The sequence below is a fragment of the Streptococcus sanguinis genome (assembly GCF_019928825.1).
Taxonomy (GTDB): domain Bacteria; phylum Bacillota; class Bacilli; order Lactobacillales; family Streptococcaceae; genus Streptococcus; species Streptococcus sanguinis_L.
This window is the reverse complement of sequence record NZ_JAHZOP010000002.1, coordinates 419,471-437,364: the sequence shown is the minus strand read 5'-3', so window position 1 is coordinate 437,364 and position 17,894 is coordinate 419,471. Positions and strand designations below refer to the sequence as shown.

The 17,894-nt window shown below is 43.3% G+C and carries 17 protein-coding genes and 1 pseudogene; 4 read left to right on the top strand and 14 right to left on the bottom strand.

Going from position 1 to position 17,894, the window contains the following annotated elements:
* Positions 1-132 precede the first annotated feature (132 nt).
* Positions 133-363 carry a DUF1797 family protein gene (locus K1J09_RS05725; RefSeq protein ID WP_002896146.1) on the bottom strand — a complete coding sequence of 77 codons (231 nt, stop codon included), beginning with the start codon at positions 361-363 and terminating at the stop codon, positions 133-135.
* Positions 364-613: 250 nt separating this feature from the next.
* Here K1J09_RS05725 and K1J09_RS05720 point away from each other — a divergent pair, with 250 nt between their 5' ends.
* Entirely contained in the window at positions 614-2,884 is a 2,271-nt protein-coding gene (locus tag K1J09_RS05720; RefSeq protein ID WP_223323319.1) for an ATP-dependent Clp protease ATP-binding subunit, read from the top strand.
* 48 nt (positions 2,885-2,932) lie between these two features.
* On the opposite strand, the gene K1J09_RS05715 is transcribed toward K1J09_RS05720, so the two are convergent.
* Both K1J09_RS05715 and K1J09_RS05710 read right to left on the bottom strand, forming a co-directional pair.
* Positions 2,933-3,547: a GyrI-like domain-containing protein gene (locus tag K1J09_RS05715; protein WP_223323318.1), complete on the bottom strand. Its 615-nt coding sequence runs from the start codon at positions 3,545-3,547 to the stop codon at positions 2,933-2,935.
* A gap of 59 nt (positions 3,548-3,606) precedes the next feature.
* Positions 3,607-4,506 (bottom strand): helix-turn-helix transcriptional regulator, encoded by a 900-nt coding sequence (locus tag K1J09_RS05710; protein ID WP_223323317.1) that lies wholly within the window; start codon positions 4,504-4,506, stop codon positions 3,607-3,609.
* A 225-nt stretch (positions 4,507-4,731) separates the two neighbouring features.
* On the opposite strand from K1J09_RS05710, the pseudogene K1J09_RS05705 reads away from it, so the two are divergent.
* Positions 4,732-5,181 (top strand): annotated as a pseudogene (locus tag K1J09_RS05705) (NUDIX domain-containing protein).
* Positions 5,182-5,248: 67 nt separating this feature from the next.
* Positions 5,249-5,551 (top strand): DUF1827 family protein, encoded by a 303-nt coding sequence (locus K1J09_RS05700; RefSeq protein WP_002919443.1) that lies wholly within the window; start codon positions 5,249-5,251, stop codon positions 5,549-5,551.
* A gap of 25 nt (positions 5,552-5,576) precedes the next feature.
* On the opposite strand, the gene K1J09_RS05695 is transcribed toward K1J09_RS05700, so the two are convergent.
* Positions 5,577-6,011: a GNAT family N-acetyltransferase gene (locus K1J09_RS05695; RefSeq protein ID WP_223323316.1), complete on the bottom strand. Its 435-nt coding sequence runs from the start codon at positions 6,009-6,011 to the stop codon at positions 5,577-5,579.
* Between the two features lie 22 nt (positions 6,012-6,033).
* On the opposite strand from K1J09_RS05695, the gene K1J09_RS05690 reads away from it, so the two are divergent.
* Positions 6,034-6,489, top strand: coding sequence for a MarR family winged helix-turn-helix transcriptional regulator (locus tag K1J09_RS05690; protein WP_223323314.1), 456 nt, complete (start codon positions 6,034-6,036; stop codon positions 6,487-6,489).
* Positions 6,490-6,629: 140 nt separating this feature from the next.
* On the opposite strand, the gene ileS is transcribed toward K1J09_RS05690, so the two are convergent.
* The 10 genes from ileS to K1J09_RS05640 form a co-directional block, all read right to left on the bottom strand.
* A complete protein-coding gene (gene ileS, locus K1J09_RS05685; RefSeq protein ID WP_223323312.1) occupies positions 6,630-9,422 on the bottom strand; it encodes an isoleucine--tRNA ligase in 2,793 nt (930 codons plus the stop codon).
* A 281-nt stretch (positions 9,423-9,703) separates the two neighbouring features.
* Positions 9,704-10,498, bottom strand: coding sequence for a DivIVA domain-containing protein (locus tag K1J09_RS05680; RefSeq protein ID WP_002907042.1), 795 nt, complete (start codon positions 10,496-10,498; stop codon positions 9,704-9,706).
* A gap of 9 nt (positions 10,499-10,507) precedes the next feature.
* A complete protein-coding gene (locus tag K1J09_RS05675) occupies positions 10,508-11,293 on the bottom strand; it encodes a YlmH family RNA-binding protein (protein WP_223323310.1) in 786 nt (261 codons plus the stop codon).
* Positions 11,290-11,565 carry a YggT family protein gene (locus K1J09_RS05670; protein ID WP_002896162.1) on the bottom strand — a complete coding sequence of 92 codons (276 nt, stop codon included), beginning with the start codon at positions 11,563-11,565 and terminating at the stop codon, positions 11,290-11,292. Before K1J09_RS05670 ends, K1J09_RS05675 begins: the two co-directional genes overlap by 4 nt.
* A 5-nt stretch (positions 11,566-11,570) precedes the next feature.
* Positions 11,571-12,158, bottom strand: a complete 588-nt coding sequence (locus tag K1J09_RS05665; RefSeq protein WP_223323308.1) for a cell division protein SepF — start codon at positions 12,156-12,158, stop codon at positions 11,571-11,573.
* Between the two features lie 9 nt (positions 12,159-12,167).
* Positions 12,168-12,839 (bottom strand): YggS family pyridoxal phosphate-dependent enzyme, encoded by a 672-nt coding sequence (locus tag K1J09_RS05660; RefSeq protein ID WP_002900917.1) that lies wholly within the window; start codon positions 12,837-12,839, stop codon positions 12,168-12,170.
* Positions 12,840-12,847: 8 nt separating this feature from the next.
* The gene (ftsZ, locus tag K1J09_RS05655; protein ID WP_002900919.1) at positions 12,848-14,125 is read right to left on the bottom strand and encodes a cell division protein FtsZ; all 1,278 of its coding nucleotides are present in this window, start codon (positions 14,123-14,125) and stop codon (positions 12,848-12,850) included.
* Positions 14,126-14,141: 16 nt separating this feature from the next.
* On the bottom strand, positions 14,142-15,500 hold the full coding sequence (ftsA, locus tag K1J09_RS05650; RefSeq protein ID WP_223323306.1) for a cell division protein FtsA: 1,359 nt from the start codon (positions 15,498-15,500) through the stop codon (positions 14,142-14,144).
* 121 nt (positions 15,501-15,621) lie between these two features.
* Positions 15,622-16,827: a cell division protein FtsQ/DivIB gene (locus tag K1J09_RS05645; protein WP_223323304.1), complete on the bottom strand. Its 1,206-nt coding sequence runs from the start codon at positions 16,825-16,827 to the stop codon at positions 15,622-15,624.
* Positions 16,824-17,894, bottom strand: coding sequence for a UDP-N-acetylglucosamine--N-acetylmuramyl-(pentapeptide) pyrophosphoryl-undecaprenol N-acetylglucosamine transferase (locus K1J09_RS05640; RefSeq protein WP_223323302.1), 1,071 nt, complete (start codon positions 17,892-17,894; stop codon positions 16,824-16,826). Before K1J09_RS05640 ends, K1J09_RS05645 begins: the two co-directional genes overlap by 4 nt.

Here is a 17,894-nt window from a genome sequence, read left to right as displayed (position 1 = left end):
GCCTATAACTTTTTCTTATACAAGGTTATAAAGCGTGGTTTCATTGGCACCTAGTGGTAAAATTTTCAGACCTACCAAATCTTTTTCAAAATAAGATAAAAAGGGTAAAAATAAAAAGCAGCTAAGTGCTTTTTAGTAGAGTAATTCATAAATTTCCATTGCAATCAAATCGATGCTGTCGAAAGTATAGGTCTCACGCGCTGCAACATCACGCAAGGTGAAGACAGAGCCATTTTCTTCGTCGTAACTGTAAGCTACTTCTGCTACAACCACTCCTTCACGCTCAAAATTACGTTTCAAATTTCCGCCATCCTTAGCCATAGCTTCTAAGCGGTTGATAATTCTAACTAAATGTGATTCCATTTTGTTTCTCCTATTTACTTAGTTCCCTCTTATTTTACCATAAATAGCGACTGAAATACCACTAAAAGCCAATTTTTTGTAATTTTTCAAGAATTTGTTTTCATTCTGCTCGGTCTAAGGGAAGATTTTGTAGTAAATTCTTGCAAAGTTCGAGAATACTGATATAATGAAACTATAAAACTTTGACTATTTTTGACCTTTAATTATTTCTATTAAATAGCTTGCACACTAAAAGAAAAGAGGTATCTGCATGCTTTGCCAAAATTGTAAAATCAATGAATCTACGATTCACCTTTATACCAACGTAAATGGCCACAAACAGCAGGTGGATTTGTGCCAAAACTGCTACCAAATCATGAAAACAGACCCTGAACATTCCTTGTTCGGCGGAATTACTAATGCCAACAATCACGGAACAGATCCTATCGATGACTTCTTCAACGGCCTCAGCAATTTTCAACAGTCTCAGGAACCAGCTACTCCTCCTACCCAATCTGGCGGAGCCTATGGAGGCGGTGGCGGCTACGGCTCCAATCCAAGCAAGGGTGGTCAGCCTCAGCCAAGTCCGCAAAAGCCAAAAGGCCTGCTGGAAGAGTTTGGTATCAACGTGACTGAGTTGGCTCGCCGAGGCGAGATTGATCCTGTTATTGGCCGTGATGAAGAAATCGTCCGTGTCATTGAAATCCTCAACCGCCGCACCAAAAATAATCCTGTTCTCATAGGGGAGCCCGGAGTCGGAAAAACAGCCGTGGTGGAAGGCCTGGCCCAGAAAATTGTTGATGGCGATGTGCCTCATAAACTCCAAGGCAAGGAAGTTATCCGCCTAGACGTTGTCAGCTTAGTACAGGGAACTGGTATCCGTGGCCAATTTGAGGAGAGAATGCAGAAGCTCATTGATGAGATTCGTTCTCGTCAGGATGTCATTCTCTTTATTGATGAAATCCATGAAATTGTCGGAGCAGGCTCTGCTGGCGATGGCAATATGGACGCTGGGAACATCCTCAAACCAGCTCTGGCTCGCGGTGAGCTCCAGATGGTCGGAGCAACCACTCTCAATGAATACCGTATCATTGAGAAGGATGCTGCACTGGAGCGCCGCATGCAGCCCGTTAAGGTAGACGAGCCGACGGTAGAGGAAACGATTACCATCCTCAAAGGAATTCAGAAAAAATACGAAGACTACCATCACGTCAAGTACACAGATGCGGCTATTGAAGCTGCTGCGCTTCTCTCCAACCGCTACATCCAAGACCGCTTCCTGCCAGACAAGGCTATTGACCTCTTGGATGAGGCCGGTTCTAAGATGAATCTGACCCTCAACTTCGTTGACCCCAAGGTCATTGACCAACGTCTGATTGAGGCCGAAAACCTCAAGGCTCAAGCAACCCGTGACGAAGATTTCGAGAAAGCAGCTTACTTCCGGGACCAGATTGCCAAGTACAAGGAACTCCAGCAGACAAGTGTACTGGATAAGGATACTCCGATTATTAGCGAGAAAACGATTGAGCACATCGTAGAGCAAAAGACCAATATCCCAGTTGGCGACCTCAAAGAAAAAGAACAGTCTCAACTAGTTAATCTCTCTAGTGACCTAAAGGCCCATGTCATCGGCCAAGACGATGCTGTGGATAAGATTGCCAAGGCCATCCGTCGCAACCGGGTCGGACTAGGAAGTCCTAATCGCCCAATCGGCAGCTTCCTCTTTGTCGGACCAACTGGTGTCGGTAAGACTGAGCTGTCTAAGCAACTAGCCATTGAGCTCTTTGGCTCGGCTGACAGCATGATTCGCTTTGATATGAGTGAATACATGGAGAAACACAGCGTGGCCAAGCTGGTCGGTGCACCTCCGGGCTATGTCGGCTATGATGAAGCTGGTCAATTGACTGAGCGCGTTCGCCGCAATCCTTACTCACTCATTCTACTGGATGAGGTGGAAAAGGCCCATCCCGATGTTATGCACATGTTCCTGCAGGTTCTAGATGATGGCCGCCTGACCGATGGTCAAGGCCGGACTGTCAGCTTCAAGGACACCATTATCATCATGACATCCAATGCTGGAACTGGCAAAGCTGAAGCCAGCGTTGGCTTTGGAGCAGCGCGTGAAGGCCGCACCAATTCCGTTTTGGGTGAATTGGGCAACTTCTTCAGTCCTGAGTTTATGAACCGCTTTGACGGCATTATCGAATTCCAGGCGCTTAGCAAGGACAATCTGCTGCAAATCGTCAACCTGATGCTGGACGATGTCAATCAACGTTTGACAACCAACGACATTCATCTGGATGTTACAGAGAAAGTCAAAGAAAAATTGGTTGACCTGGGCTACGATCCAAAAATGGGGGCTCGCCCACTGCGCCGTACCATTCAGGACCATATCGAAGATGCTATTACTGACTTTTATCTGGAAAATCCAAGCGAAAAAGAGCTCAAAGCTATCATGACCAGCAATGGCAAGATTCTCATCAAGTCAGCCAAGAAAACTGAAAGCACAGAGTCCGTTAATTCATCACAAGAAGAAAAATAAATGTCGATAAAATAGAGCAGAAAACAGTTAGTTTTCTGCTCTATTTCTTTATTGATCTTTCTGAACCTTGTAGCGCAGAATTGTTTTCAGCTTGCTAGGGTCTGTCCGATTCAGATTATTGAGATAGATTTCCCTATGAGTGTTTGAAATCCGTGTCAGCTGGTGATTCTGGCAAAAGGTATCCATTTTAGCGAAGGATTGAGGTTCTTGGTCAAAAGGACCAAGATGCAGCATGGCAACACACGGTCCCTCCGTCATTTCTTCAAAGCGAATCTCGTCATAGAGAGGATTAGGCTTTTTGACACGAACTTGTTCCAGAGCCTTTTTCACCATCTCTCCAGTGATAAAGTCTGGCTGCCCAATCATAATAGTATAGATCAATTCTTCTTTAATCAGTTCTCCTGCTTGCTCTTGCTGCCAAAGTCCTTCCAAGGGATAAACTGTAAAATCAGTAAATTCTTGCTCGGCCGCTGTCTTTTTGTAGTTCATCTTGATAGCATAGGCTAAGCTGTACAGAGCACCAACTCGTTCCGAAAAGTCAGCAGCATTAGGATTGCCCTTGCCGTCAATCATGATAAAAGACTGGGCAGGAAGATCTATGAGACAGGGTTCAGACTTGATTTGATATATTTCTCGATTGGCTTTTCTCCATTCATATTTCATGAGAGAGCCCTCCTTTCTTTACTACAAACAGTATAGCAAAGAAAAGCTGACAACCTCTGTCAGCTTTTATAAATATCGGTAATATCTTTTAACTTTTCTTTGAATTCTTCCCGTAACCGAGGCGGCTCCATGATTTCAACTCCATCCAAAAAGGATAGCAAGTAGGCATAAAGACTATCGTGACTCGGCAAATGCGTTTGGACATAAAGTCTCCCATCACTCTCCTCTATCTCTGCTTCTGAAAACTCCTCGTACACCCGAAAGGCATGCTTCCCGTCAAATTTCAAGAAGACTTTTACAGTATCTCCCAGCCGTTCTTCAGGACTAAATTTCTCATCCAAGACTCTCTGCTTAAATCGTTCCTCTAACATCTGACAGTCTCTCATTCTGTTGAGTTTAAAAAAGCGCGGAGCTTGTCTTAAACGACAAAAACCAGCAACATACCAGTTTTGACTTTTAAATACTAACTTCAGTGCCTCTATCTTGCGCTGCTCTCTTTCTCCACGCCCATTCAAATAAGAAAATGACAAGACTCTTCTTTGCAAGATTGCCTGCTTAATGATATCAAACAGTTCTTTCTGATCTGCTTTCTTGCGCCAGTCAGTGAAATCCACCTCTAGCCAAGAAGTCGCCTGAACTTGAAACAAAGACTGCAGCTTAGCTAAGGTCTCTATTTGCTCGCCATCTGTTAAAATCTGGAAGCCTTGAAGAGCGGCTAATAGCTCATCCCTCTCAGACTCTGAAAACAAGGCCTTGTCTAAGACAAAATCCTTCATCAGAAAAATGCCCCCGCCCTTGCCCGGGCTGCAATAGATGGGGATTCCTGCCAAACTCAGCTTGTCTACATCTCGATAGATGGTCCGAATAGATACTTCAAATAGTGAGGCTAATTCGGGAGCTGTTGTGCGGCCTTGCTCTAAAAGAAGATATAAGATTTTAAAAAGTCTGCTTTCTGTCATAAAACCACCTCGCTACTATTATAACAATTTCTTCTATAAATGTTTTACCATTCCTATAAAGAAGAGTTTTTTTAAACGGTCAGAGGAAGGAATTTATTATTTGAAAGGGATTTATTTCAAGGACTATCATTCTTTTTCTGTTCAATAAACCGAGTAAATTCTTGACAGCTGGTCCTTAGTCCATTATGATAGATAGTAAACTGACTAGAGATTGAGGATATTAGAATGACAAATCCAACCTTTGGTGAAAAGGAAGCAAATGTAGAATATGTGACCCGCTACGGAGTCTATGCTGTCATCCCAGATGAAAAGAAAGAAAAGATTATTTTGGTCCAGGCGCCTAATGGGGCTTGGTTTCTGCCCGGTGGAGAGATTGAAGAAGGGGAAAAACATCAGACTGCCCTTGAACGCGAGCTGATGGAAGAACTTTGATTCACAGCCCAGCTTGGACACTATCTTGGACAAGCTGATGAATATTTTTACTCTCGCCATCGTGATACCTATTTTTACAACCCAGCCTATCTGTATGAGGTTACTTCTTTCCAAGAAGTCCAAAAACCGTTGGAAGATTTCAATCAGCTTGCCTGGTTCCCAGTCGATGAAGCTATCGAAACACTTAAACGTGGCAGCCATAAATGGGGTATCCAAGCTTGGAAAAATGCGCTTAAAGCTTAAAGAAATCATTCACAATTTATAGCAAACATGTTATAATAATAGCAGGTATAAAGCAGGAGGAAATCGTATGAAGCTTATTAATACAACAAACAGTCATGCTGACCTTGTCAAAAGCCAATTGGAAAGCACCGATGCGATATTAGTCGAAGTTTATTCTGCTGGAAACAGCGATGTTGTTTTTACACAAGCTCCTCTTCACTATGAAATTTTGATTTCAAACATGCACCGTGCTGTACGCGAACAGGAAATCGAAAAAATTAGAGAATTTTTCTTGAAGAGAAAAATTGATGCAAACGCTATTGATAAAGCTGCTATCCGAACGATTTACGCTAATAATCTAATCGAAATTTCCATTCCTGTTAAACAGTAAAAACTAAGGCCTGGCCTTAGTTTTTTTATTGTTTATAGATCATGGTAATGTGAGGCGTCGATTCAAAAATGAAGGGCTGGCCAACTGCCTTGAAACCATATTTTTCATAGAGAGCAGCCACCTGCTCCTGAGCCTCTATTTCAATTTCCTTTCCTGGCCATTTTTCAGCACATAATTGTAAGATCTCTCTGATAAGCTGTCCTCCTAAGCCCTGTCCTCGTACAGACCGAGCTGTGACTACTCGACCAAAGACTAAATGCTCTCCCTCTTCAAAGACCCGAGCATAAGCATCAATTTCCCCTTGTTCATTAGCATGGTAAACATGCATTGCTTCTAGGTCTTTCTCATCCAGTTCATGATAGATGCGCTCCTGCTCCACCACAAAGGTGTCAATGCGCAGTTTTAAGATTTGATAAAATTCTATCGGGTTCAGCTCTGTTAATTTTTTCCTAGACCACATACTTGTTTCCTCTATCTTTTTAATGTATAATAAGTGCAAATGCAACTATCAAGGAGTTCCTATGGATTACCGTCAACTTTTTCGGCAAATGGGCCTTATTTCCAGACAAGCCATGATGAAAATGAATCAAAAAGCTAGTAACTACGGCCTAGACAATAATTTGTTTCTACTGCTCATTCGCATCGTCGAAAATGAAGGCCTCAGCCAATCACAACTGGCAGAGATGGTGCAGATTGACAAGACTACCCTCAGCCGATCCCTAGGAAAGCTGGAAGATAGGGGCTTGATTATCAAAAAGACCAAAGCTCAAAATAAGAAGTTCAAAGAGCTCTATCCTAGCAGTCAGGCTCTCAAACTCTATGACCAGCTGATTGGCTTTGAAAACACCTACGTCAGTCAAGCTCTGCAGCAACTGACTTCCTCTGAGCTCTTTCAGCTCCAAAATATTCTAGCTAAAATAGACATTCCTAAGTTATAAGTAGTATAACAGAAAACAGTTGCAAACGCAACTGTTTGTGTTTTCTAATTTAGTTTTAATTTAACAAATTTTCAAATCAATCCATCTATCTAAAAAATGGCTTACCACTAAAGGGCAAAGCCATTTTTTATTTTGGAAACTTACTTGCTCTCAAAGCCTTCTGAGACAGCTTGAGCAAAATTTTCTTCTAAAATTTCTGCACAGTGGTCACAGACAAGAGCTTGATAGCTGCGCTCTTTAACTGTTGTGTCAATGCGGCGGCAGCGATCACAGACTTGCCCCTGCGCATGCTCTACGACAAAAGCTACATCTTCAAAGACTAGAGCGCCTTCTGGAGCAGGTCCTTCAGCAATCGTTAATTGTGAAACGATAAGAAGCTGAGCCACATCGCTGTTGACCGCTTCCAGCAAGGTCTTGATGACTTCATTCGGATAGACAGTCAGGTGCGCTTCCAGCGATTTTCCGATAACCTTCTCATTGCGGGCTTCTTCTAAGGCTTTCTGAGCTTGACTGCGGAAGTCCATAAAGGCAGACCAAGTGTCCAAAATTTCTTCTTGATTTGGGAAAGTCTGAGCTTCAGGCAATTCAGATAACTGAACAAATTCTTCCTCTTCATGCTCTAGGTAAGACCAAATTTCTTCTGCTGTGTGTGGCAGAATCGGTGTCAACAGCTTGGTAACCTTGACCAAAATGTCATAGAAAACAGTCTGCATCTGACGTCGTTCCAATGATTTAGCTGCTTCGATATAGACGACATCTTTGGCAAAGTCCAGATAGAAAGCAGACAAGTCAACGGTCACAAAGTTGACAATCGCTTTATAAATAGTCAGAAACTCAAAGTCTGCATAAGCCTTGCGAATAGTCTCTACTAATTGATTGAAGCGGATAGTCATGTATTTATCAACGGAGCGAAGATCTTCGTAAGTTACGGCATCCTCAGCTGGATTAAAGTCAGAGGTATTGGCAATCAAAAAACGCAAGGTATTCCGAATCTTACGGTAGGTTTCAGAAACTTGGCTCAAGATATCCATGGAGATACGAACGTCGTTGCTAGAGTCTACACTGGTTACCCAGAGACGCAAGATTTCCGCACCAAATTGTTTTTCCACATCGCTTGGAGCAATCGTATTTCCAAGGGATTTAGACATCTTTTCACCCTTGCCATCTAAGGCAAAACCTTGTGACAAGATTTGTTTGTAAGGAGCCACGCCATGGTTAGCAACTGATGTGATAAGAGATGAGTTGAACCAACCACGGTATTGGTCTGAACCTTCTAGATAAAGATCAGCCGGGTAAATCAATTCCGGACGGTTGACCACTACCCCATTCCATGATGAACCTGAGTCAAACCAAACGTCCATGATGTCCGTTTCCTTGGTAAATTCGCCATTTGGAGAACCTGGATGAGTAAATCCTTCTGGTAAGAGGTCTTTTGCTTCACGCTTCCACCAGACGATAGAGCCGTGCTCCTCAAAAAGCTGAGCCACGTGTTCGATGGTTTCTGCTGTCATGATTGGTGTTCCGTCTTCGGCATAGAAGATTGGAAGTGGAACTCCCCAAGCCCGCTGACGAGAGATAACCCAGTCACCACGGTCACGAATCATATTGTAGAGGCGTACTTTCCCCCATTCAGAATGGAATTTAACCTTGTCAATTTGATCCAAGATTTCTTGACGGAATTTAGAAACAGATGCAAACCACTGTGGTACTGCCCGCCAGATGATTGGCTTCTTAGTACGCCAGTCAAATGGATAAGAGTGAGAAATTTCTTCCTGAGCAAGGAGCAAATCACCAAGCTTTTCAATAACCGTTGGCACAACCTTATCATAGAACTGGCCTTCAAAGTCAGGACCAGCATTTTCCATCATGATACCGCGCTCATTGACTGTCACAGCAACTTCCAGTCCATTGGCTACACCGACATGGTAGTCATCCTCACCAAAACCAGGCGCAGTATGGACAATACCTGTACCAGAGTCTGTCGTAACATGGTCACCTAGGATAACAAGTTCATCTACAGCCGTATCCCATGGGTGAACTGTCACGATGTGGTTTAATTCTTGACCACGGTAGGTATCCAAAACTTGAACATCAGTCCAGCCAAATTTCTCTGACAGACTATTCAACAATTCTGAAGCAACCACAAACTTACGAGATTCACCAGCTGGTTGAACGACTACGTAATCAATATCTGCTCCAACAGTCAAACCACGGGAGGCTGTAATAGTAAATGGAGTTGTTGTCCATACGACGATGTAAGTATCTGTGTCCAAGACTCCTTTGCCATCTTTGACACGGTTAGCATAGTAGAGAGAGGTAGAAACCAAATCATGGTATTCAATTTCTGCTTCAGCCAAAGCTGACTCAGAAGACCAAGACCAGTAAACTGGCTTAGCACCACGGTAGATGTAGCCCTTCTTAGCCATTTCACCAAAGACGCGAATCTGAGCGGCTTCATAATCTGGTGTCAAGGTTACATAAGGATTTTCCCAATCACCAGAAACACCCAAACGCTTGAAATCTTCTTTTTGCTTTTCGACTTGGCTGAGAGCATAGTCCCGACACATATTGAGGTACTCTACCAAGTCCAGCTCTTTGCGCTTAATGCCTTGCTTTGCCAAGACCTGCTCAATCGGAAGACCATGCGTATCCCAACCTGGAATGTAAGGTGCATAATAGCCAGCCATAGATTTTGAGCGAACAATGATATCTTTGGAAATTTTATTCATGGCATGGCCGACGTGAATATTACCGTTAGCATAGGGAGGCCCATCATGCAAGATAAAGTGCGGCTTGCCTTCGTTCAGTTCCTGACGACGCTGATAAAGCTTAGCTTCATCCCATTCCTTCTGCCAGATTGGCTCCTTATTTGGAAGACCGGCCCGCATAGGAAAAGCAGTTTTTCCAAGGTTAAGTGTTTCTTTCAGTTTCATTCTATTCCTCTTTATTTTTAAAATACAAATTAAAAACCGCAATCTTCTCCAAAAAGGACGAAAATTCGCGGTACCACCTTTGTTTAGGCAAGACAATAGCATGATGCTCCTCTCGCCCCTCTTTGTCCGTAACGTGGACCGCCGTCTCATCCTACTGATTTCAGACGAAAGTTCTGTAAAATGATAGCCCAAGCAAGATGGACTGCAGATCTCTCACCATCATCTGCTCGCTGAAAGTATTTTGCTTGGTCTGTGTTTTTACAATCTTATCTTCTTTAAAATTATAAAATATTTACTGGAACTTTTTGTTCCCCATTTGTATCATCATCGTGATGGTCAGCTTCTGAGTTTTCCTCAGCTGCGTGAGCTTCTATATCTTCATCACTGAGCGGAGAAAAAGCTTGGGTCGCAGCTAATTCACGGTTAGCAGCTTCAATGCGCTCTTGCAGCTCAGCCATTTCTTCTGGAGAAAATTGACGAGTCACATCCACTTCTTCCTCACGGACAACTGCTTCTTCTCCCAGAACCTCAGATACAACTTCCTTGAAAGCTTCATCACTGGTCTGCAGATATGTAGCTGTCGGACGCAGGATTTCTTCCCACTCAGACGAATCCACAATGCTGAGCTGGCTCTCAATGGTTGATTTCAAACGTTGATGGAAGACACGTGTTTTGTTTTTCAGTTCTTCTGTTTCAATGGCTACTTTCTTAGCATTGTCAGCTGCCTGGCGCAAAATTTCATCAGCCTTGTACTTAGCTCCATCCAACAAATGCTGTGCATCCTGCTCTGCCTGACGGACAATATTTGTAGACCGTTCGTTGGCAGCAACTTTAACGCGCTCAGCCGTATCCTGAGCAATCAAGACAGACTGGCTGAGAGAGTCTTTCATCTCATCAAAATAAGTCAGACGTTCTTCCAGATTGCGAATTTTTGCTTCTTTTTCGTGGTTTTCACGAACCAAGTCCTCATAATCGCGGACAACGATGTCAAGGAATTCATCTACCTCTTCAACATCATAGCCTCTAAATTTGGTTCCAAAGGATTTATCTTTAATTTCTAATGCTGTAAGTGTCATAGTTCCTCCTCATTTACTAGCTAATAATTCAACGGTTAACTTATGTTTTCCATTCTTGGAAAGGCCATTTTCTCTTAAAACCTTAAATCTTCCAAATCGTCTAACGCTAATCAAGTCTTCAAGCCCGACCTGCTGGCTGGGATTGTCATTAACAGCATAGTTCATTTTTACATGCTTGCCAGAAATCAGCTGAGCAGCCTGGCTTCTTGATAACTTAAAGGTGCTGGCTACCAACTTGTCCAATCGAAGACTAGATGCTAAAATTTCTCTGGTAACAGCCTGCTTCTGTTCTTTCAGCTGCTCTGCAAAAGATACTTCCTTTAATTTGACAGGCATCTTTGCAATTTTAGAGACATGATCTATAAAATACTGGGCTAGTCTTTTATCTACAAAGAGCTGAGCACGGTCTCCAACTACAAGAATATCGCCAAAGGTTCGTCTTTCAATCCCCAATTGATTGAGCAAGGTTCCCATAATCTGCGAATGACTGATTTTATAAAATTTGCTTGCATAGGAAATTTCCAGCAAGCTCAATTCAAAATCATCCATATTCAGTTGGTAATAAGAAGGCGCCACAAGAACTCTTGCCAATTCACTTGGAAAATAATCCGAACTAGCAAAGACTTGCACATCATATTGCTTGCCAATATTCTTCAGGATTGAGACCTGATGGGGATTCAGAAAAGACGTTGTTTCAAACGCATAGGTATCTTGAACCCGCTGAAGCAACTCCAGATTCCTATCAATAAACTCTCGATCCTCATGCGAAAAGTGTTGATATAAATCTTTCATCATAATAACATTAGTAAGACGCTTATTAAATAAAAGACCACACGATTTAAAAGGTTTAAAGCCAGAATTGCAACCCAAACGGTAAAGTCCAGCCCTGCAAACTGCAAGGGAAGACGGCGGAAAAGTTTTAAATACGGTTCTACAATTCGTGTTAGAAACTCTCCGAATTTGGTTTGATAGGCTCCTGGAAACCAAGATAGAAGTGCATAGACAATCAAGGCAATGCTATAAAGATCGAAAAGATTAGAGATGGCACGAATTACAAAATATAACATATCTCTTATCTACTGCGCTTCATATCAAAGTCGAATTCGCTGATTTCAACATCGTTTGGCAGGCGGATATCTTCCACATTTACCACTACATTAATCGGAGTCAGCAAATACATAGTGCTTGCAACTTTTTTCAAATTTCCAGCCAAAACATAACGAGCACCGTCTAGGTAGTCTAAACAACGTCGAGCCTGTACCTCAGTCATATACTGGAAGTCAATCAGGATGCTTTCATTGGCCAAAAGCAGGTCAACAATTTCAGTCGCTTCCTCATATCGCCTCGGATAACGAACATCAATCGTAATTTTCTCATCCGCATTTGCACGGTGCTGAGCCAATTCCTGCTGACGTGCATGCAGTCTGGTAATATTCTCAGTCGAAGATTTCTGTTGAGGCTGTGGTTTAGGCTGTGGCTTAGCCGCAGCAGCCGGACGAGGAGCTGGCTTAGTCTCTCTGACTGGTTTAGGCTGAACCAACTCAGGCTTCTGTTTGGCAGGCGCTGCAGGTCTGCTGACTGTCTGCTCCTGAAGCTCAGTCTCATCTCCATCTTCTGTAAAATAATCTATAAATTTATCAAATCTATCTTTTAATGACATATTTCTTTCCTATTTAAAAAATGCTGTACCAATTCTGACATAGGTCGAGCCATGGGCAATTGCTTCTGGATAATCACGGCTCATTCCCATGCTTAATTCAGAAAAGGGCATATTATTTAACTGTTTCTTTTTTAATTCTTTTTGTAGTTGATGAGCCTTTTCAAAAATTTGGTTCAGCTCCTCATGACTAGCTTCAAACGGAGCCATTGTCATCAATCCCACAATTTGAACATTCTCTAATTTTTCAAGTTCAGGCAGGACAACTTCAAGTTCTTCAATCAAAAAGCCATGCTTGCTCTCTTCTTTAGAAATATTCACCTGCAGAAAACATTTAATCACATGTTCAGCCCGTTTGTCAATCTCCTTGGCCAATTTTACAGAATCTAAAGCGTGAAAGTAATCAACATAGTTAATCACATCCTTGACTTTTCTCCTCTGCAAACTGCCGATCAGGTGCCAGGTCAGATTCTCATCTTTCAGAGCATGGTATTTATCTAGAAATTTATCTACCCGATTTTCTCCGATATGCTGAATACCTGTACGAACAAGCTCCTGAGTAGTTTCGCAGTCAACATATTTGGTAACTGCAATGATATTTACTGAATCTTTCAAACGCTGGGCTTGCTCCGCCGCCTGAGCGACGGATTGAAAGACCAGCTCTTTATTATTCTGCAAATTCATGATTTAGATTAACGATTTCTGAAGAATGGAGGTGTTTCCAACTCATCATCATCTTCATTAGTTTCTGCATAGCGCTCCACGCGGGCTGAGGAACTTGGTTCTGCCTGACGAACAATCGCTTCACGGCGAAGATCCCAATCACCAAAGGCTGAACCTTTAGGCGCATCCGTTCTTTGACGGCTTGGAGCAGGAATATCAACCGTTTCGGTCATATCAAAGTTTCGTTCAAACTGTCCTGAGCGAACTTCGCGATTTGGCTCAACTTGCTGCGGACGGCTTGGACCAGTAGGCTGCTGGGTCTGACGAATGCCGCTGACCTTTTCAACCTTGTCCTGACGGACACCAGTAGCTACAACAGTCACACGGATTTCATCCTTCATAGACTCATCAATAGCTGTACCGAGCCAGATGTTCACACCATGACCTGCTGCTTGGTTGACAATTTCTGAAGCTTCTTCAGCTTCAATCAAAGTCATATCTAAGCCACCAGTAACATTGACAATTACGTCCTCTGCACCATCAATAGTTGTTTCCAAAAGAGGTGAGTAGATAGCTTTGCGAGCAGCTTCGATAACGCGTTCTTCACCGCTACCAACACCAATTCCCATCAAGGCATTACCCTTGTCTGCCATAACTGTTTTCACGTCGGCAAAGTCAAGGTTAATTAGTCCTGGGCTGGTAATCAAGTCAGTAATCCCTTGGACACCTTGGCGAAGAACATTATCTGCTTCACTGAGTGCTTCAAGAAGCGGAGTCTTCTTATCTACAATTTCAAGCAGGTTGTTATTTGAGATAATCAAGAGTGTGTCTACATGCTCTCGAAGTTCGTTGATTCCCTCTACCGCAAAAGTTCCGCGCTTGCTTCCTTCGAAACCGAAAGGACGTGTAACTACAGCGACAGTCAGAGCACCAACATTTTTTGCGATACGAGCAATCACTGGAGCAGCTCCTGTCCCAGATCCACCACCCATACCAGCAGTGATGAAGACCATATCTGCTCCTTGCAGAGCTTCGGTCAGGACTTCTTCGCTTTCTTCAGCAGCCTTACGACCTACTTCAGGCTGACCTCCGGCACCGAGTCCGCGAGTCAGCTTAGGCCCGAGCTGAATAACTGTTTCAGCTTTGGCACTGCTAAGAGCTTGAACATCTGTATTTGCTGCGATGAATTCAACGCCAGCAACACCTTCATCAATCATTCGGTTGATGGCATTACCGCCACCTCCACCGACACCAATAACTTTAATTACTGCGCCTTGTGCAGCAGCAGCGTCAAATGAAAATGTCATATTCTCTGTATTCTCCTTAATCAAACATTTTGCCAATTAGGTTGCGCATCCGATCTGTAATACCAGTTTTTGGTTCTTGATTTGGCACATCAGCACTGGCAACTGGAACTTCTTGGACCGGCTCCTCAGGAATCTCATCAGCTGGTTGAGGTTCAAAGCGTGGTACTGACTGAGCAGGACGCTCAAAGGATACAGGTCGATGGCGCAGTTGTTCATCACCATGAACAGCAACCTGAGCCAGCATATCCACATCTGTTAAGCTTCCGGCATACTCTGACAGACTGATAACATGTGCAAAGGCTGGATTGCGAATGCCGATTTGATTTGGCACATAAAGCTTGACATTCACGCCAAACACTTCCTGAGCCAGCTCAACCACTCCTGGAAGAATAGCTGCTCCACCAATAATCACAATGCCGCCTGGCAACTCGAGGAGATGCCTTCTATCCAAATCGCGTTTGATTTGCTCAAAAATATGTTGGATACGAGCAGAAATAATTTCAGCCAGATACTTTTCAGTTACTTCAACCGGCTCAATCTCTCCAATCACTTCTACTTGGAAGGACTCTGTCCCAGCTTCAGGAACATAAGCAGAACCATAGTTAAACTTGAGACTTTCAGCTAACTTTTGCGAAGTCTTCAAAACCTTGGAGATGTCCTTGGTTACATAGTCGCCACCTTCTTGGTATATATTCGTATATTGAAGCTCTTGACCTTTAACAGAAGCCACTGTAGTTTGGCCGCCGCCCATATCAATAACAGTTGCACCAAACTCACGTTCCCCTTCGTTCAAGATTGACTTAGTCATTGCCAATGGGGAGATAATTACGTTCTCAAGCTGAACTCCCGCGCGCTCCACTGTCTTGCGGAGGTTGTGGAGAATAGTCCGTGGTCCAGTGTAGAGAAGACCACGCATTTCTAAGCGAATCCCCATCATGCCGCGTGGGTCACGAATCCCTTGGAAACCATCCACTACAAACTCTTCTGGGATGAAAGTAATCACTTCGCGGTCAGGAGTCATACTCTTAGTCAAAGCAGATCTAACAACATTCTCTACATCTGTATCTGTGATTTCCTTAGAATCACTAGTCACAGGAATCATACCCTGAGTAGGCTCAATCTGTAAGAGATTAGCCGGAAGTCCGACATTAACTAAACCAATTGAAATGCCTGCCTTTTCTTCTGCTTGAGAAATAGCTGTCTTAATGGCAGCAGCAGCAGCCTCAATATCAACAATAATTCCATCTTTAACGCCAGCACTTTTTGCGTTGCTGACCCCAATAACATTCATTTCATCGTTGATGTGCTCTGCCACCAACACTTTAATTGAGCTAGTTCCTATATCTAATCCAGTAAAAAAGCCGTCTCTAGCCATTACATCAGTCCTCTCTATCTTCCATGTTTCCGGTCTATACTAATAACGCTAAAAATTAGAGTTATCCAAGCTTTATTATAACATAAAGAAAATGAAAATGTGCAGTTTTTCTACATATAATTTAGCGATTTTCGTTATTTACCGGGTTTTCTGTCGAATTTTGCGGCTCTGCAGGTTCTTGTTCCTGACTTTCTGTCACCTGCCCAGCCGCTTGTTCTGTTGGCTGTCCCGTCGATTCCTCTTCTGCTTTCTGCTTTTCTTCGTCAGAAGAAGACGACTCGTTTTGAGCTCCTTCAACATAACTAAAAATCCCTGCTTCCATATCTACAACACTAGGTACACCCTCTTCCAGCTGCGATTGGATTCCCTTGTAATATGGTAGTTTTTTGGCAATATGCGAAATTGGTACCAAGACTTTGTTGCCATCATGCATGGTCAGCGTAACCAAATCCGGTGTCACCTTGCTTGGAGTCAACTGAACTGTCTTAATATTTTTCCTAACCGAAGCCGGTACCTTTTCAATTTGAAGAGCAAATTCCTTAATCAATTTTTTATCTGAAAACTCTATCGAAATATGGGTTTCCGGCATAGAATTTGCAGCAGTTGGGTCCGAAATAATCTCCCCATTTGTCAGAATAGGATAATACTGACCACCCTCATGCAGATAGGCCAGAACTCCGTACTCCTTGACCTTTACCTGAAAAGTAATCGGAAACTGATAAGCCATCTCCAGGTTGTTAATCCAAGGACTAGAAGCTTTCATATTGCGGATATGATTGCCGCCATTGATAAAGGTTGTTAAAGTATAGTCCTTCTCATCAATCTTACTGCTTTTGAGCAGGTCTTCCTGACTGACCATTTGATTCCCTGAAAATTTGATAGTCTTCATGGTCGCCAGTGGCGTCAAAAAATAGACTGAAAGGAGAAAAATCAACCCACTGCCCAGCAAAACCGGCAGCGCTCGATAAACATGAATCCTCGAGATATGCACCTTAGCAGCTTCTTTTTCTGCCTTTTTCTGAAGTTTCTCCAGTTTTTTGCGCTCTTTCTCGCTCAATTCAGTCTCTAGCTCAGGTTCAGATGAGTCATCTTCCAAATATTCTGTTTCTTCCTCTTCATAAGATGAGTCATCTTCTTCCGTCTCTTCAGCTATTTCTCCGCCTTCGATTGAGTCTTCAGCTTCTTTTGCTTCCTCTTCTTCCAGTTTCTTTTGTTTGCTGGCCTCTTCCTGAGCCTTCTTTTCAAGATATTCTTTGTTTCGTTTCTGCCATTCAGAGAGGGGCTCACTTACCTCTTCCTTTGGCTCATCGTGGTTTTTCTTGCTCATTTCTTTCCTTTGTCAATATCCGCCTTCAATAAAGCATAAAATTCATCTACAGACTTGATTTCCTGAGAATTTTTCATAGCTTGATGATAAGAAGCCTGGTTCGCCAAAAGGTCATCAAGTGTTGCCTGTAAATTGCTCATATCCAGCTGTTCCTCTGCCAATTGCTTGGCATATCCCTTTTTCACAAAATAATCGGCATTTTCAATCTGATCGCCGCGGCTGGCTTCGCGTCCCAGAGGAACGATAATATGCAGCTTAGCCATGGCCAAGAGCTCAAAGATTGTATTGGAACCGCCGCGTGTCACCACTACATCTGCCAAGTCCATCAAAGGCTGGTAGATGTCGGTCACATAGGCTCTGCGAAAGAGACGTTCAGACAGAACATCCAAACTTGCATCGCCTGTCAGATTGATAACGTTGTAGCGTTCGGTCAGCGCAGCTTGATTCTGGCTGACAAAGTCATTAAAAACCTTAGCACCAGCAGAACCACCGACAAAAAGCAGGGTTGGCAGTTCTTTATCAAAATACTGACGGATTTCTTCTAGCTCCTGCGGTAGGACTGACTCTTGACTGCTGACCTTGGTCACAGCTCCTACATGCTCAATCTTGGTCAGACTGGAAGGTTGCTCAAAGGTCGCATACATCTTGGTCGCACACCTATAGGCAATTTTATTGGCCAAGCCAATGGATAGATCCGACTCATGAACATAGACGGGCACTCCGGACAGTCGGGCTGCAATCACGGGCGGAACGGATACAAAGCCTCCCTTAGAAAAGAGAGCCTGCGGCCGTACTTTGAGCATAATACCCAGCGACTGGAAAATGCCCCAGACGACCTTAAAACCATCCAGCAGATTTTGCCAAGAAAAGTAGCGGCGAAGCTTGCCCGTAGCTACCGAATGAAAGGTCACGTCCAGTCCTGACTTTTGGATTTCCTGGTACTCAATACCATGCTTATCGCCAATATAGTGGACCTGCCAGCCTTCTTTGATAAATTTCGGAATCAGGAGAAGGTTGAGGGTTACATGCCCGACCGTTCCTCCGCCTGTAAATACAATCTTTTTCAT

Excerpts from the sequence above, each read along its gene's own strand:
- K1J09_RS05725 (WP_002896146.1), bottom strand. The coding sequence starts at position 363 with ATGGAATCACATTTAGTTAGAATTATCAACCGCTTAGAAGCTATGGCT.
- K1J09_RS05720 (WP_223323319.1), top strand. The coding sequence starts at position 614 with ATGCTTTGCCAAAATTGTAAAATCAATGAATCTACGATTCACCTTTAT.
- K1J09_RS05715 (WP_223323318.1), bottom strand. The coding sequence starts at position 3,547 with ATGAAATATGAATGGAGAAAAGCCAATCGAGAAATATATCAAATCAAG.
- K1J09_RS05710 (WP_223323317.1), bottom strand. The coding sequence starts at position 4,506 with ATGACAGAAAGCAGACTTTTTAAAATCTTATATCTTCTTTTAGAGCAA.
- K1J09_RS05700 (WP_002919443.1), top strand. The coding sequence starts at position 5,249 with ATGAAGCTTATTAATACAACAAACAGTCATGCTGACCTTGTCAAAAGC.
- K1J09_RS05695 (WP_223323316.1), bottom strand. The coding sequence starts at position 6,011 with ATGTGGTCTAGGAAAAAATTAACAGAGCTGAACCCGATAGAATTTTAT.
- K1J09_RS05690 (WP_223323314.1), top strand. The coding sequence starts at position 6,034 with ATGTATAATAAGTGCAAATGCAACTATCAAGGAGTTCCTATGGATTAC.
- ileS (WP_223323312.1), bottom strand. The coding sequence starts at position 9,422 with ATGAAACTGAAAGAAACACTTAACCTTGGAAAAACTGCTTTTCCTATG.
- K1J09_RS05680 (WP_002907042.1), bottom strand. The coding sequence starts at position 10,498 with ATGACACTTACAGCATTAGAAATTAAAGATAAATCCTTTGGAACCAAA.
- K1J09_RS05675 (WP_223323310.1), bottom strand. The coding sequence starts at position 11,293 with ATGATGAAAGATTTATATCAACACTTTTCGCATGAGGATCGAGAGTTT.
- K1J09_RS05670 (WP_002896162.1), bottom strand. The coding sequence starts at position 11,565 with ATGTTATATTTTGTAATTCGTGCCATCTCTAATCTTTTCGATCTTTAT.
- K1J09_RS05665 (WP_223323308.1), bottom strand. The coding sequence starts at position 12,158 with ATGTCATTAAAAGATAGATTTGATAAATTTATAGATTATTTTACAGAA.
- K1J09_RS05660 (WP_002900917.1), bottom strand. The coding sequence starts at position 12,839 with ATGAATTTGCAGAATAATAAAGAGCTGGTCTTTCAATCCGTCGCTCAG.
- ftsZ (WP_002900919.1), bottom strand. The coding sequence starts at position 14,125 with ATGACATTTTCATTTGACGCTGCTGCTGCACAAGGCGCAGTAATTAAA.
- ftsA (WP_223323306.1), bottom strand. The coding sequence starts at position 15,500 with ATGGCTAGAGACGGCTTTTTTACTGGATTAGATATAGGAACTAGCTCA.
- K1J09_RS05645 (WP_223323304.1), bottom strand. The coding sequence starts at position 16,827 with ATGAGCAAGAAAAACCACGATGAGCCAAAGGAAGAGGTAAGTGAGCCC.
- K1J09_RS05640 (WP_223323302.1), bottom strand. The coding sequence starts at position 17,894 with ATGAAAAAGATTGTATTTACAGGCGGAGGAACGGTCGGGCATGTAACC.